Origin of the sequence: Rubrivirga sp. S365, from assembly GCF_032248475.1 — a bacterium.
In the GTDB taxonomy this organism is placed as follows: domain Bacteria; phylum Bacteroidota; class Rhodothermia; order Rhodothermales; family Rubricoccaceae; genus Rubrivirga; species Rubrivirga litoralis.
On the sequence record NZ_JAVTTN010000001.1, the window covers coordinates 201,565 to 215,061 of the forward strand.

Below are 13,497 nucleotides of genomic sequence, written 5' to 3' on the forward strand. Positions count from 1 at the left end.
CCATGCTCCCGCTCCCCCCCGACGTCGCCCGCGACCTCCCCGCCCTCCTCGACCGCGCGCTCGCCGAAGACGTGGGCGACGGCGACGTCACGACCGAGGCGACGATCCCCGCGGGCACGCGCGCGACGGCCCGGTTCCTCCTCAAAGAAGACGGCGTCGTGGCCGGCCTCGCCGTTGCCGAGCGCGTGTTCGAGGCCGTCGACCCCGACCTCGCCGTCGCGTGGACGGCGGCTGACGGCGACCATCTGGAGGCGGGCACCGTGTTCGGCGAGGTAACGGGCCGCGCGCGGTCGATCCTCGTCGCCGAGCGGCTGGCCCTCAACCTCATGCAGCGGATGGGCGGGGTGGCGACGGCGGCCGCCCGCTTTGCCGAGGCGGCCCGACCTGCGACGGTCCTCGACACGCGGAAGACGGCGCCCGGCCTGCGGGCGCTCGACAAGTGGGCCGTTCGCCTGGGCGGGGCGGCCAACCACCGGACCGGGCTCTACGACATGGTCCTGGTCAAAGACAACCACGTGGCGGCGGCGGGCGGGGTGCGGGCGGCGGCCGAGGCCGTCGACCGGCACCTCCGCGAGACCGGCCGCGACGTGCCGGTCGAGATCGAGGCCCGGACGCTCGACGAAGTCGACGCCGTGCTCGCCGCCCACGCTGACGGCCTCCGCGTCGACCGCGTGCTGCTCGACAACTTTGCCCGCCCCGCCCCCGAGGGCGGCGTCGATACGGCGCCGCTCGCGGCGGCCGTCGAGCGCGTGGGCGGCCGGATCCAGACCGAGGCGTCCGGGAACGTGACGCTCGACACGGTCGGCGCCGTCGCCCGGACGGGCGTCGACTTCGTCTCGACCGGCGCCCTCACGCACTCGGTCCGCGCCCTCGACGTGTCGCTCAAGGTGGTGCTCGACGGCGCCTAGACCGCCCCGCCCGGGCGCCCTGCGGCGAGGGCGGGGTGGCCGCCCCGCCCGCCTACAGGTGGCGGACCTTTGGGGCCGGCGGCGCCTGCCGGCTCGGCAGCGCGTCCGGGTCGACGACCTCGTAGCGGACGCGGAGCGTGCCCCGCTGGCGCATGCGGAGCCGGTCGGCGGCGGCGCCCGAGAGGTCGAGCACGCGGCCGCCCGTGAACGGCCCGCGGTCGTTGACGCGCACGAGCACGGCCTTCCCCGTCCGGGGGGCGGTCACGCGGAGGAGCGTCCCGAAGGGGAGCGTCCGGTGGGCCGCCGTCAGCGCCGTCCGGTTGTAGCGCTCGCCGTTGGCCGTGCGCCGGCCGTGGAGCGAGGCGGCGTAGTAGCTGGCCACGCCCCTTTTCGCCTGGGACCGCTGGGCTTCGGCGCGCGCTCCGCCCGGAGCAATGGGTCCAGACGACTGGGCGAGGGCGGGGGCCGCGGCGAAGAGAACGGCCAGCAGGAGGAGACGGATCACACGCAGAGTGGGGGACGAAACAGCCGAAGGACCAGAGGGTCCGGGTGCGGGCGCAAGGATAGCGGCGGCGGGCGGGGCGGCGCCTCCACGGCCCCGGTCTCGTCGTCTCTTGGGCCTCCCTTAACTCGGCCTTGGGCCGCCCGCCACCGGCCCTCCACATCGGGAGCCCCTTCACGAGCCTCTATCTTGACCGCCGCCCGCCCTTCACACCCGCCCTGTGACCTCGCTCGTCCTCGTCGTCGCCATCAGCTATTTGCTCGGGGCCATCCCGTTCAGCCTCGTCGTCGGCCGCGCGCTCGGCGTCGACCTCCGACAGCACGGGAGCGGGAACGCCGGGGCCACGAACGCGCTCCGCGTGCTAGGCAAGGGGCCGGGCCTCCTCGTGTTCCTCCTCGACTTCGGCAAGGGGCTGGCCGCCGTCGCCCTCGTCGCGCGCCTGGCCGACCTCGACGCCGTCGTCGGAGCGGGGTGGCTGGGCTCCCGCCCCGCCCTCGCCGCGGCCTGGGTGGCGACGATCGCGGGGACGGCCGCCATGCTGGGCCACGTGTTCACGGTCTGGGGCCGCCTCTTTTTCGGGTCGTGGAAGGGCGGCAAGGGCGTGGCGACAGGCGCCGGCATGCTGACCGGCCTCGCGCCGGTCGCCGTCGGGCTGGCGGCCGTCGTGTTCGCCGTCGTGATGGCGCTCACGCGCTACGTCTCGCTGGGCTCGATCCTCGCCGCCGTGTCGCTCCCGCTCTCGCTCCTCGCGCTCCACTTCGGGCTGGGCGTCGAGAGCCCGCCGCCGGTCTGGATCTTCGCCACCGTCGTGCCGGCGTTCATCGTGTGGACGCACCGGGCCAACGTGCGGCGGCTCTTGAACGGGACGGAGTCGAAGATGGGCGCCAAGTAGACCGCCCCGCCTACGGTCCTGCACCGCCCCGCCCTTCGTTGCTGCGCTCGGGCGGGGCGGCTACCAGCTCCGCCCCGCGCCGTCGATGGCGGCCGCGAGCGCGTCGGCCGAGACCTCGCCGTAGTTGAACGCCGTCGCGAGGAGGCCGCCGCGGTTGAACACCCACGTCGTCGGGATCCACGTGACCGGCAGGCCCAGCAGCGTCAGCCGGCGCTCGGGCGGGGCGGGCTTCGGGCCGGGCACGGCGAGCACCGCCCCGCCCCGCCCCCCGACCTCGACGTCGTACTCGCGGAGGACGTCGGCGCCGTCGTCGCCGTCGGACCACACGGCGACGTGCGTGACCGAGGCCGCGCGGCCGGGCACGGCGCCGGCCCAGACGGGCGCCAGCTCGTTTAGTGAGTTGTCGCACCACGGCGCCCACACGTGGACGACGTGGACGCCTTCGCCCTGAATCGTCTCACGGAGCGCGGCGTCGGCGGCCGTCGTGGAATCGTCAGTCATGGGTCCAGTCGGCTTGGGCGTGTTCGATGGCGTCCTCCAGCATGTCGGCCGAGACCTCGCCGTAGTTGAACGCCGTCGCCAGCTGCCCGCCGCGGTTGAAGATCCAGGTCGAGGGCGTCCACGAGAGCGGGAGGCCGAGGAACGTCCGGCGGCGCGCGTCGGGGTTGGCGCTCGGGCCGCGGTCCGGCTGCGCGAGGATCGTGGCCGAGTCGGGGATGCCGTAGCGGCGGAGCTCGTCGGCCCCGTCGCGTCCGTCGTTCCAGATGGTCACGAACGTGAACGTGACGTCGGGGTGCTCCTCGATGACCTCGTACCACCCGGTCTCGAACTCGGCCTGCGAGTTGCCGCACCACGGCGCCCAAAAGTGGACGACGTGGACGCCGTCGCGTCCGATCGTCCGCTGCACGACCTCTTCAGTCGTCGTCTGGTCCGCGGGCGGGGCGGCCAAGTCGTCGGCGGTGATGCGCTCGGGGTAGTCCTTGGGTTGAATCGGCGAGGTCGTCGCGTGGCCCGGCGGCACCTGCGCGGCGGCCGCTCCGGCAGTGAGTCCGGCAACGAGGGCGAGCGAGAGAAAACGGGTCATAACGTGGGGCTCAGGGCGCGGGGGCTCCTCCGACTACGACAACGATCTCGCCCCGCACCTTCGCCTGCGCGCCGTAGTGCGCGCCCAACTCGGCCAGCGTCCCGCGGCGGACCTCCTCGTGGATCTTCGAGATCTCGCGGGCGACGGCGGCGGGGCGGTCCGCCCCGCACACCTCGGCGAGCTGCCCCAGGAGCTTCACGAGCCGGTGCGGGCTCTCGTAGAGGACGACCGTCCGCGGCTCGTCGGCGAGCGCCTTGAGCCGCGTCTGGCGGCCCTTTTTGTGGGGGAGGAAGCCCTCGAACGCGAAGCGGTCCGTCGGGAGGCCGCTCGCGACGAGGGCCGGCACGAACGCCGTCGGCCCGGGCAGCGCCTCGACGCGGACGCCGGCCTCGGCGGCGGCGCGGACGAGGAGGAAGCCGGGGTCGGACACGCCCGGCGTCCCGGCGTCGCTCACGAGCGCCACGACCGCCCCCCCCCGCATCCGCTCTACGACGGCGGGCGCGCGGGCGTGCTCGTTGTGGACGTGGAAGCTCTGGCGCGGCGTGTCGATCCCGTACTCTTGGAAAAGGCGCCCGGTCGTCCGCGTGTCCTCGCAGAGCACGAGGTCGGCCTCGCGGAGCACGCGGAGCGCCCGGAGCGTGACGTCTTCGAGGTTGCCGACGGGCGTGGGGACGAGGACGAGCACGGGCGGGGCGGGGATCGGTACGGAGTACAGGGTACGGGGTACCGGGTACGCTGCCTGAAAGCCTCCGGGGCCGTACCTCGTACCTGGTACCCCGTACCGACCCGGAGGGTGCTCTAGATAGGCGCCTCTCCCGCTCCACGTTCCGCCCCGCCCTCACGTCGCGGTCGGCCGCCCCGCCCCGCCCTGTTCCGCCCGCGGGGGCGGGGCGGCCACGCTACCCGCCCCGCCCCGGGTCCCCGGTTCGGGAACGGCCCGGGACGCTGAGCGGGGCGGCGGGCGGGGCGGCGCTGGAACAGGGGGAGCCTCCTCCCGCGTTCGACCTCCGCTCCCTTCGACCTGCCCCCGACCCGTTGCCCGCTCCCGATTACTACGCCGTCCTCGGCGTCGACGAAGACGCCTCCGCCAAAGAGGTCAAAAAGGCCTACCGCAAGCTGGCCCAGCAGTACCACCCCGACCGGAACGCGGGCGACGCGGCGGCTGAGGAGCGGTTCAAGGAGGTCCAGGAGGCCTACGACACGCTGGGCGACGAGGCCAAGCGGAAGACGTACGACCGCGCCCGCCGCGACCCGTACGGCGGCCGCTTCGAGGGCAACCCGTTCGAGGGGTTCGCCGGGGCGCCCGGCGGCGACGGCCGCTACTACCGCACGCCCGACGGCACCTACGTCCGCGTCGACGCGACGGGTGCCGGGCCGGGCTCGTTCGGGGGCAGCCAGGACGACTTCGTGTTTAGCGGCGGGGGCGGACTGGGCGGCATCTTCGACCAGTTTTTCGGCGGCGGAGGCGGCGGCGAGCCGCAGTACCGCGGCGGCCGCGACGTCAACGCCTCGCTGCGCCTGAGCTTCGGCGAGGCGCTCGCCGGCGGCCCCCGAGAGTTCCGCACGCCGACCGGCGACACGGTCCGCATCACGGTCCCGAAGGGGGTCCGCGACGGGTTCAAGATCAAGCTGTCCGGGCGGGGCGAGGCGGCGCCGGGCGGGCGGGGCGAGCCGGGCGACCTGTTCGTCACGTTCCAGGTGGCGCCGAGCGCCCGGTTCAGCCGCGACGGCGACGACCTCACGACGTCGGTCTCGGTCACGGCCGTCGAGGCGCTGCTCGGGACCACGCGCGAGGTCGAGACGGCGACGGGCAAGACGGTCCGCCTGACGATCAAGCCGGGGACGCAGCCGGGCGCGCGGCTTCGCGTGCGCGGCCAGGGCGTGGCCTCGGACCGCGGCACGGGTGACCTCTACGTCGAGGTCGGCGTGACCGTGCCGACGCTGTCGCCGGAGGCCATCGACGGGCTCCGGGCGTGGGCCGAGACCGAGGGGCTGGCCTAGCGGCCGCCCCGCTCGCGCGGCCTTCTGGGGTGGGGCGGCTCCCTCGCCGCACGTCCACCGCCCCGCCCTCGTCGTCGCTGGGCGGGGTGGGTCCTGATGGATTTGAACCATCGACCTCTCGCGTGTGAGGCGAGCGCTCTAAACCCCTGAGCTAAGGACCCGCGCGCCGGAACCGCTCCGGCGGGACGGCAAAGGTAGCCCGCCCCGCCCCGCCCCGGCAAGGGCGCCCGGTGCGAAGACGGCGCGGACCTCGGCACCACCCCGCCCCGCCCGACGACGCGGGCGGGGCGGATAAAAAAAGCGCGGCCCCCGTCGTGGGAGCCGCGCTCGGTTGGGGCGGGGCGGTCCGGGCTCGTCACCCGTCACCCACGACTCCTCACTCTCTAGTCCTCCTCCGGCGTGTAGACCTCCTTCAGGATGCCCTGGAGCTTGGTCCGGCCGCGGTTGATCCGGCTCTTGACCGTGCCCATCGGGAGGCCCGTGATGTCGGCGATCTCCTCGTAGGCCAGCTGCTGCACGTCGCGGAGCACGACGACCTCGCGGAACTCCTCCGGGATCTGGGCGAGCGCGTCCTGGATGTAGCGGTCCTGGATGGTCCCCTCGGCGTGCTTGTCCGGGAGGAACGTCTCATCGGGGATCTCGACCTCGTACTCCTCGTCGTCGCGGTTGACCGACTGGAGGCTGTAGAGCCGGCGGCGCTTCCGCTTGCGGTACTCGCTGCGCGCGAGGTTGCCGGCGATCGTGTAGAGCCACGTCGAGAACTTGGCAATTCGGCGGTAGCTGTGCCGGTTGCGGTAGACGCGGAGGAACGTCTCCTGAAGCAGGTCCTCGCACTCCTTGAGGTCGCCCAGGAACCGATAGATGTAGTTCGTCAGCGGGTCGTGGTAGCGGCTGACGAGGATGTCGAACGCCTCCACGGTGCCCATCTGGAACTGGGACATCAGGTCCTCGTCGTTCATCTGCGACAGGACGCCGTGGTTCTTCGAGGCCGGCGTGACGGTGCGGGCGGCGGCCTTGGCGAACGTTTGCTTCTTCAGTGTGGGCATGTAGGGCCGGGAGGTGATGGTGGATGTCCCGCTCCTGAGGGGGCGGGGCGGCCGGATTGTCAGCACGGGAACAAAACGCAAGGATAGTGCCCCCGGACGTTGTTCCAACGATGAACGCCCGAGTTGGGGAATTCCCCACCCCGCCCGCTGGGTCCGCCCTCACCGCGACGGAGCCGACACGCGGCGGAGCGCGAGCGTGAGGATGAGGCGCTCGTCGCGGTGGGAGGCCCCTTTCAGCTCCAGGTCGGCCGCCAGGAGCGCCTCGAAGGCGCGGCGTAGCGCGTCCGGCCCGAAGCGGCGGGCGGCCTGGGCGTAGTCGCGGACGTAGAACGGGGGCACGCCGATCTGTCCGGCCCACTGCGGCTCGGGCACGTTTGCGGCGAGACACCCTGTCAGCTTCCACAGTTTGGTCACGTAGGACGCGAGGAGCCCGACGATCTTGAGGGCCTCGCCGCGCCGGTTGCCGGCCTGCGCGAGCAGGGCGTCGGCGATGGCGAGTGCGCGCGGCGTGTCGCCAGCGGCGAGGGCGTTCTGGAGCTCGAACGGGTTCTGCTCGGCGCTGTGGCCGGCAGCGCGGAGCACGTCGTCGCGCTCGACGCGCCGGCGGTCGCCGACGAACGTGACCAGCTTGTCGACCTCGGCGGCGAGCGAGCGGAGGTCGGGGCCGGACAGCTCGGCCAGCATCTGGGCCGCGCCCGCCTCGGTCTCGACGCGGTGCGCGCGGAACCGCTCCTCGACCCACGAGGGCACCTGGCGGTCTTTGAGCGGGGCGAACTCGGCCCACACCGCCTCCGCCTTGAGCGCCCGGTACGGGTGCGCCGACGTGTTCGGTTTGGCGTGGCACAGGAGGACCACGACGGCGTGCGGGTTCGGGGCCTCGGCGTAGCCCTTGAACAGCCTGTTCTCGTCCAGCTTCTCGAACCCGCGGACGACCACGAGCCGCCGCTCGGCCATCATCGGGTACTGAGCGCACTGCGCGAGCACGGCCGGCGCACTGGCCTCCGGCCCGAACACGACGTCCAGGTTGAAGTCGCGCTCGTGCGGGGCGAGCGCGTGCTCGACGGCGAGCCGCTGGAGCTCGTCCATGAACCACCCCTCCTCGCCGTAGAAAAAGTAGAGCGGGGCAAACTGGCCGTGCCGGAAGCCGGTGGCGAGGTCGTCGAAGGAGGCGCCGGTCTTGCGGGCTTTCGCCATAGGGGCGGGGTGGGAGTCGGGGGCCGCGCGTCACGGCCCGGCGGGTGCGGGCGGGGTGGAAGATCGCTCGGGCCGCCCCGCCCTGGCGACCGCCCCGCCCGCGTCGTGGGCGGGGCGGACCGGCGGCGCTACGTCGGCACGCCTGCGTCGGGGTGACGCCGTCGCATGCCACGACGCTGCGGGATAGCTTCCCACCCCACCCCACCCCACCCCACCCCACCCCGCCCGCGTGCTGGGCGGGGTGGTCAGGCGGCCTTCTTCCGCGAGCGCTTCGACACGGTCACCTCTGGTTCAGCCGTCGTGGCGTTGGCTACGCCGTCCCCGCTGGGGGTGTCGTCCTGCGGCGCGTAGCGGGCGCGCATCCGATCGAGGAGGTCGGCCGTCTGGTCGGGGGCGAGCTCGCCCAGGGCCTGGACGCCGCAGTAGTGGCGGGCGGCGAGCAGCACCTGCTCGCGGGCGAGCCCGAGCGCCTCGGCCTCGGCGAGCAGGTCGTCGACGGTCGGGCCGGCCGGGGCGGGGAGGCCGGGCTCGGGGAGCTCGGGGAGCACGTCGGCCACGCTCGCGGGGAGCGGGGCGGGCGACGGCCCGGCGCCCATCCGCCCCAGGAGGTCGGCGAACGTCGGCCCCTCGACCTCCAGGCCGACCGGGAAGTCGGGGGCGTTCGACTTCACGACCGTCGCCACGCGGCGCGTCTCGAACCCGTCCTGGCGGAGGTTGAGCTCGAGCATGACGTCGACGAAGTACTCCAGCCCCGACGTGGTCATGGGCAGCACGCGGCCCATCTCGTTCTCCTCGCGCTGCTCCTTCCCGCGCGCCCCGATCTGGTCCGTGATGACGACGCACGCGCCGGAGTCGACGCAGAGGCGGCGGAGGACCTCCTGGAGCACGACCTGATCGGCCTCGAGCTCCTCGGCCGACGGCCGCGCGGTCGGGTCGCCGGTCCGCTCGCGGGCGGCCTGGACGGTCGCCCGGTGCTTCCGGCCGAAGTACATGGCCCACGAGTCCAGCGCGTAGCACCCGTAGCCCTGCTCCTCGCGGCCCTCGCCGAGCGCCCAGTCGATAAACGGGAGCAGCTCGTCGGGGTGCTCGACCTCGATGGCGTCGAAGACCGAGCCGTCGGCGCCCGGCAGCAGGCGGGCCTTCCGCTCGGTGTCGAAGTAGCACAGCCGGCCGAGGCCGGCGTCGGCGAGCGACGCGGCGAACCAGCTTTTGCCGGCGCCGGCCGCGCCGCGCACGGCGACGACGAGGCGGCGCTGCTGCGGCCGGCGGCTGAGGGGGTGGACGCGGAGGCTGGGCATAACGGACGAACGGTGGTGTGGATGGAGCGTAGGGCGGGGCGGTGTCAGCGACGTGTCACAGGTGGCCGGTGCGGATCGATACGAGGCGCCACCCCGCCCTAGCCGTGGGGCGGGGTGGGTCTCTCTCCTGCCCACCTGTCACCCCGCCTTGCGGAGCGGGGCGGGCTCGACGCGCCGCAGCGGGCGCTCGGCGTACGGCCCCCACACGCTCTCGAACCGGCGGTCGAGGCGGCGGACCAGGACGTGCGGGGCCTGACCGTTGGCGACGTGCCACAGGTGGCGCTCGGGGGCCTCGTCCGCCCCGCCCAGCGCGTAGGGCACGAGCACACTGGGCTGCTCCGGGCGGACGGTGAGGGCGCGGGCCTCGGGGCTCGCGAGCGTCTTGAGGTTGATCCGGCCGCGCTCGGAGAACACGTCGGCGTCCCACTGCGAGGCCAGGTAGAGCACGTCGGCCATGTGGCCGAGGAGGTCCGAGCCGCGGAGCCGGTACACCGTGTCGACGGCGCCGTGGGCCAGGAGCGTGGCGTCGCGGCGGAGGCGGCGCTCGTGGTCGCGGAGCGAGCGGCCCGAGTCGGTCTCGAAGGCCACGCGGCGAACCGCGCCCTCCGCCCCGCCCTCGACAGGCACCTCGACGACGAGGTCGAGCGTGAAAAAGGCCGGCCCGTGGCCCGCCCCCGGCGGAACCTCGACCTCGACTTCGGAGCGGAGCACGGCGTCGTCGCGGAGGTACTTCACGAGGTGCCATGCGAGCTCGTCCTGGACGGCGCCCGGGTACGGCGGCTCGTAGTGCGGACCGGCCGCGAGTGCGGAGGCCCAATCGGGGGAAGACTGCGCGCCGGCGGGCCGCACGCGGGCGGGGCGGGAGTGGAGGGGACGGAGCATGACGGGAGCGGTTGGGGAAGGGGCGCGCTGGGTCGACTCACAGGGGCGGGGCGGAGCCTCGCGCGCGCGTGTACATAGGGTAGGCATCCCCGGTGACACCTGATTGTCACAGCGCGATACGGTTGTTTGCCCGCTCTCGCACGCCTCCTCCCCGGTCCGTCTGCCGCCCCGCCCGCGCGTCCTGGCCGGCAGCCCCCGACCGCCCCGCCCAGGCGCGGACGGGCGGGGCGGCGCGTTGTGGGCGGGGCGGACGGCCCCGCCGCCCGCTGCGGCCGCCCTACCTTCGCCCCGCCGACTCGCGGTCATTCGCTCCCCCCGGACGCCCCGCCCATGCTGACAGTCCCGCCCGCGGGGTCCCGCCTCGTCGCCGGCCTCGTGGCCTTGCTGGTCGCCCTCGTGGCCGGCCCCGCCGCCGCCCAGGTCGGGTTCGGCGCGTTCAACGGCCGCAACCACCCTGAGATCGACTGGCGGGTCGCGACGACCGAGCACTTCGAGATCGTCTACCCCGCCCGCCTCGCCGGCATCGAAGTCGACGCGGCCGCCGTGGCCGAAGAGTCGCTGGCCGCGCTCACGCAGAACCTCAGCCCGGACTCGGTCGCCCTCGACTTCGACGAGCCCATCCGGCTCTACCTCACCGACGAGGACGAGATCGCCAACGGCGTGGCCTACAACGTCGGGCGGAGCGGGTTCACGGCCATCTGGGTCCACGTCAACGACTTCGCGACCGTCTGGACCGGCGACGTCAAGTGGCTCCGCAAGGTGATCGCCCACGAGCTCGCCCACATCGTCCACTACCGGGCCGTGCGGTCGAACCTGGGCCTGCTCGGCATCTTTTTCGGCGACCCGCTCCCCAGCTTCTGGGCCGAGGGCTTGGCCCAGTACGAGACCGAGCGGTGGGACGCCCAGCGCGGCGACCGCTGGCTGCGCACGGCCGTCTTCGAGGACCGCCTGAACTACAGCGACGGGACGAGCCCGAGCGCCGGCCGCCTCCGCTACGCGGTCGGCAACTCCCAGGTCCGCTACCTCGCCCAGACCTACGGCGACTCGACGATCGCCAAGATCCTGGCCCACCGGACGCCCGTGGCCCTGGGGCTCGCGCGCGTCCACGACTTTCGGACCGCCTTCCGGGCCGTCGTGGGCAAGAGCTACGGCGCGTTCAACGAGGAGTGGCGGAAGCACGTCAACGTGTACTACAACACGCAGGCGGGGCAGATGGAGCGGCTGGACTCGCTGAGCACGGAGCCGTACGGGCTGCCGGGGCAGGTGGCCTACGACGTCCGCTTCAGCCCCGACACGAGCATGGTGGCGGCCGTCGTGCTGCCCAGCCTGGCGCGGCCGGTCCGCCGGCTCATCGTGCTCGACCACGGCCGCCCCGCCCGCGACGGCTCGGCCGGCGACGGCCCGCAGCGCGACCGCCCCGCCCCGCCCGACTCGGCGGACGCGGAGGGCGGGGCGGGGCGGGACTCGACGGCGGGCGGGGCGGGGCGGCCGTCGAACCTCCGCATCCTGGCCGAGGGTGCCATCTCTGGGCCGATCTCGTGGAGCCCCGACGGCGCGCGCATCGCGTTCTCGCGGAACCGCCGCGGCGCCTACGGTTCGCTCGTCGACGACCTGTACGTCGTCGAGGTCGCGTCGGGCGACGTGCAGCGGCTGACGACGGACCGCCGCGCGTCGTCGCCGTCGTTCGCGCCCGACGGCCGGCGCCTCGCCTTCGTCGGCGTCCGCGGCGGGACGGCCAACGTCTACGCGCTCGACCTCGCCACGGGCGCCGAGCGGCCGCTGACGGCGTTCACGGGCGACGTCCAGATCACGACGGCCCGGTGGAGCCCCGACGGCCGCCGCGTGGCGTTCGCGCTCTTCGACGCCGACGGCCGCCGCGACCTCGCCACGGTCGACCTGGCCACGGGACGCGTGGAGCGGCTGCCGACGGGCGCCACCACCCCGCCCTGGGAGCGCGACGACCGGCTGCCGGTGTGGAGCCCGGACGGCGACGCCCTCGCCTTCACGTCGCTCCGCGACCGGGCGCCGAACGTGTTTGTGGGAGGGATACGGGATGCGGAGGGATCGGGGATGGACGACCTCGCAGGCCGCCCCGCTCCAGTGCCAGACCGGGCGGCTCCCGCCCCGCTCGGGCGGGGTGGGGCGGGCGAGACGCTCGTCCCTCCGTCCCTCCATCCCCCATCCCTCCCCGAGCGCAGCGAGGAGCGCGTCACCTTCCTCTACGACGGCGCGACGGTCCACGACTGGCTGCCGCCGGACCGCCTGCACCCGGCGGGGCGGCTCGTGCTCGTCGCGTCGGAGTCGGCCCGGCGCGACCGCGTGTTCCTCGTCGACGCCGCGCGGCGGCCGACGGTCGCGCCCGACTCGGTCGTCGTGCCGCCGGCCTACGCGGCGTGGACCGAGCACCGGCCGCCGGTCGAGGTCCCCGACCAGATCGCCCCGGACCCCGGCCTCGTCCGCGAGCGGGGCGGGTACAACTCGTGGGCCAACCTCACGCACGCCCTCACGCTCGTGCTCCCCTACGGCGACCCCGGCGAGGACGGCGACCTGTTCACGGGCGACGACGACTTCGGCTTTTTCGCCAACACGCTCCTCCTGGAGCCGCTCGGCAAGCACCAGGTCGCCGCGCTCGCCGGCATCTCGGTCACGCGGCCCATCGACAAGTCGTTCCTCCTGCTCGCGTACCAGAACCGGCAGCTCGCGCCGACGCTCTCGCTCAACCTGTACCGCTTCCCGTCGCCGTCGTCGTTCTACGGGTCGAGCGTGCTCGTCGAGGACCTCACGGGCGGGGACGTGGGCGCCGAGTGGACGCTCGACCTGATCGACCGGCCCTACGTGACCACGCTCGGCGGCGGCCGCGTGCGCTACGCCTACGCCGAGCCCATCGACTTCGGCCGGTTCGGCGACCTCGAAACGACGGGCCTGGGCGTGCCCGAGGCGGGGACCCGGTTTGACGTCCAGGTCGGGGCCGCCTATAAGTTTCAGCGGCCGTATCGGTGGAACGTGATCACGCCCATCGACGGGACCGGCCTGCGCGCGCGGCTGACGGCCGGCCTCCCCGCCCTCGGCGGCCGCGCGTTCCTCCGCCCCGACGTGCTGGGCTACTGGGTGTCGCCGTCGCCCGGCGTCGGGCGGTTCTTCGTGAAGGGCCGGGCCACGGCCGTCGTGGGTGAGCAGCTGGCGCAGGACTACGTGGGTTTGTCGCGGTTCGACGACGTCGACGTGCAGATCCCGCTGCTCGGCGCCGTCACGCTCGACGACGCCGAGCGCGTGCGCGGCTACCGGAGCTACGCGGTCGGCACGCGGGCGCTGTTCGGGTCGGTCGAGTACCGGGCGCCCATCCTGTTCGACCTGAGCACGACGCTCCTCGGGCTCGTCCGCCTCGGGCCGGTGGCCCCGGCCCTCTTCGCCGACGGCGGCCTCGTGTGGTCGGGGAGCGACATCGGGGGCGGGGTGAAGCGGCTGGGCGTCGGCGCCGAGGTCAAGAACGTGGTCTCGGTGGCCGGCTTCGAGATCCTCCACGCCATCGGCCTCGCCCTCCCGGCGGGGCGGCTGGACGACGTCTGGGACGGCTCGATCGCGTTCGACGACGTCGACCTGTACTACCGCATCCAGGCGGCGATTCCGTTTTAGGAGGGATGGGGGATGCGCGCTCCGCGCGCTTGAGATGGAGGGATGGGGGCGGGGTGG

12 protein-coding genes and 1 tRNA gene are annotated in these 13,497 nt (G+C 73.9%); 4 read left to right on the plus strand and 9 right to left on the minus strand.

The genetic code is table 11. The features are described from left to right. The first annotated feature begins 2 nt into the window (after positions 1–2). Positions 3–908: a carboxylating nicotinate-nucleotide diphosphorylase gene (gene nadC, locus RQM47_RS00870; protein WP_314007019.1), complete on the plus strand. Its 906-nt coding sequence runs from the start codon at positions 3–5 to the stop codon at positions 906–908. A gap of 52 nt (positions 909–960) precedes the next feature. Here the strand turns inward: nadC and RQM47_RS00875 are convergent, their stop codons facing one another. Next, entirely contained in the window at positions 961–1,413 is a 453-nt protein-coding gene (locus tag RQM47_RS00875) for a septal ring lytic transglycosylase RlpA family protein (protein WP_311664987.1), read from the minus strand. Between the two features lie 217 nt (positions 1,414–1,630). Here RQM47_RS00875 and plsY point away from each other — a divergent pair, with 217 nt between their 5' ends. Then, positions 1,631–2,302 (plus strand): glycerol-3-phosphate 1-O-acyltransferase PlsY, encoded by a 672-nt coding sequence (plsY, locus tag RQM47_RS00880; RefSeq protein WP_314007022.1) that lies wholly within the window; start codon positions 1,631–1,633, stop codon positions 2,300–2,302. A 60-nt stretch (positions 2,303–2,362) separates the two neighbouring features. Here plsY and RQM47_RS00885 read toward each other — a convergent pair whose 3' ends face one another. From RQM47_RS00885 to rsmI, 3 genes are read right to left on the minus strand one after another with little or no spacing between them, the layout of a single operon-like run. Then, positions 2,363–2,803: a thioredoxin gene (locus RQM47_RS00885; RefSeq protein ID WP_314007024.1), complete on the minus strand. Its 441-nt coding sequence runs from the start codon at positions 2,801–2,803 to the stop codon at positions 2,363–2,365. Continuing rightward, positions 2,796–3,386, minus strand: coding sequence for a thioredoxin family protein (locus RQM47_RS00890; protein ID WP_314007026.1), 591 nt, complete (start codon positions 3,384–3,386; stop codon positions 2,796–2,798). Before RQM47_RS00890 ends, RQM47_RS00885 begins: the two co-directional genes overlap by 8 nt. A gap of 10 nt (positions 3,387–3,396) precedes the next feature. After that, positions 3,397–4,071: a 16S rRNA (cytidine(1402)-2'-O)-methyltransferase gene (rsmI, locus tag RQM47_RS00895; protein ID WP_311664978.1), complete on the minus strand. Its 675-nt coding sequence runs from the start codon at positions 4,069–4,071 to the stop codon at positions 3,397–3,399. Between the two features lie 350 nt (positions 4,072–4,421). Here rsmI and RQM47_RS00900 point away from each other — a divergent pair, with 350 nt between their 5' ends. Beyond that, the gene (locus tag RQM47_RS00900) at positions 4,422–5,387 is read left to right on the plus strand and encodes a J domain-containing protein (RefSeq protein ID WP_311664976.1); all 966 of its coding nucleotides are present in this window, start codon (positions 4,422–4,424) and stop codon (positions 5,385–5,387) included. A gap of 87 nt (positions 5,388–5,474) precedes the next feature. On the opposite strand, the gene RQM47_RS00905 is transcribed toward RQM47_RS00900, so the two are convergent. The 5 genes from RQM47_RS00905 to RQM47_RS00925 all read right to left on the minus strand — a co-directional run bounded on the left by RQM47_RS00905 (position 5,475) and on the right by RQM47_RS00925 (position 9,807). Continuing rightward, a tRNA-Val gene (locus RQM47_RS00905) sits at positions 5,475–5,548 on the minus strand. A gap of 222 nt (positions 5,549–5,770) precedes the next feature. Next, positions 5,771–6,346, minus strand: a complete 576-nt coding sequence (locus RQM47_RS00910; RefSeq protein ID WP_349256329.1) for a sigma-70 family RNA polymerase sigma factor — start codon at positions 6,344–6,346, stop codon at positions 5,771–5,773. Positions 6,347–6,592: 246 nt separating this feature from the next. Beyond that, positions 6,593–7,627 carry a DNA polymerase III subunit delta gene (holA, locus tag RQM47_RS00915; protein WP_311664972.1) on the minus strand — a complete coding sequence of 345 codons (1,035 nt, stop codon included), beginning with the start codon at positions 7,625–7,627 and terminating at the stop codon, positions 6,593–6,595. A 245-nt stretch (positions 7,628–7,872) separates the two neighbouring features. Further along, complete coding sequence (locus RQM47_RS00920) at positions 7,873–8,925, minus strand: hypothetical protein (protein WP_311664970.1); 1,053 nt, start codon at positions 8,923–8,925, stop codon at positions 7,873–7,875. A 138-nt stretch (positions 8,926–9,063) separates the two neighbouring features. Further along, positions 9,064–9,807: a hypothetical protein gene (locus RQM47_RS00925; RefSeq protein ID WP_311664968.1), complete on the minus strand. Its 744-nt coding sequence runs from the start codon at positions 9,805–9,807 to the stop codon at positions 9,064–9,066. A gap of 330 nt (positions 9,808–10,137) precedes the next feature. Here RQM47_RS00925 and RQM47_RS00930 point away from each other — a divergent pair, with 330 nt between their 5' ends. After that, a complete protein-coding gene (locus RQM47_RS00930; protein ID WP_314007029.1) occupies positions 10,138–13,440 on the plus strand; it encodes a hypothetical protein in 3,303 nt (1,100 codons plus the stop codon). The last annotated feature ends 57 nt before the right edge of the window (positions 13,441–13,497 follow it).

Coding starts and splice junctions, on each gene's coding strand:
- nadC (WP_314007019.1), top strand. CDS start 3: ATGCTCCCGCTCCCCCCCGACGTCGCCCGCGACCTCCCCGCCCTCCTC.
- RQM47_RS00885 (WP_314007024.1), bottom strand. CDS start 2,803: ATGACTGACGATTCCACGACGGCCGCCGACGCCGCGCTCCGTGAGACG.
- RQM47_RS00890 (WP_314007026.1), bottom strand. CDS start 3,386: ATGACCCGTTTTCTCTCGCTCGCCCTCGTTGCCGGACTCACTGCCGGA.
- RQM47_RS00910 (WP_349256329.1), bottom strand. CDS start 6,346: ATGAACGACGAGGACCTGATGTCCCAGTTCCAGATGGGCACCGTGGAG.
- holA (WP_311664972.1), bottom strand. CDS start 7,627: ATGGCGAAAGCCCGCAAGACCGGCGCCTCCTTCGACGACCTCGCCACC.
- RQM47_RS00920 (WP_311664970.1), bottom strand. CDS start 8,925: ATGCCCAGCCTCCGCGTCCACCCCCTCAGCCGCCGGCCGCAGCAGCGC.
- RQM47_RS00925 (WP_311664968.1), bottom strand. CDS start 9,807: ATGCTCCGTCCCCTCCACTCCCGCCCCGCCCGCGTGCGGCCCGCCGGC.
- RQM47_RS00930 (WP_314007029.1), top strand. CDS start 10,138: ATGCTGACAGTCCCGCCCGCGGGGTCCCGCCTCGTCGCCGGCCTCGTG.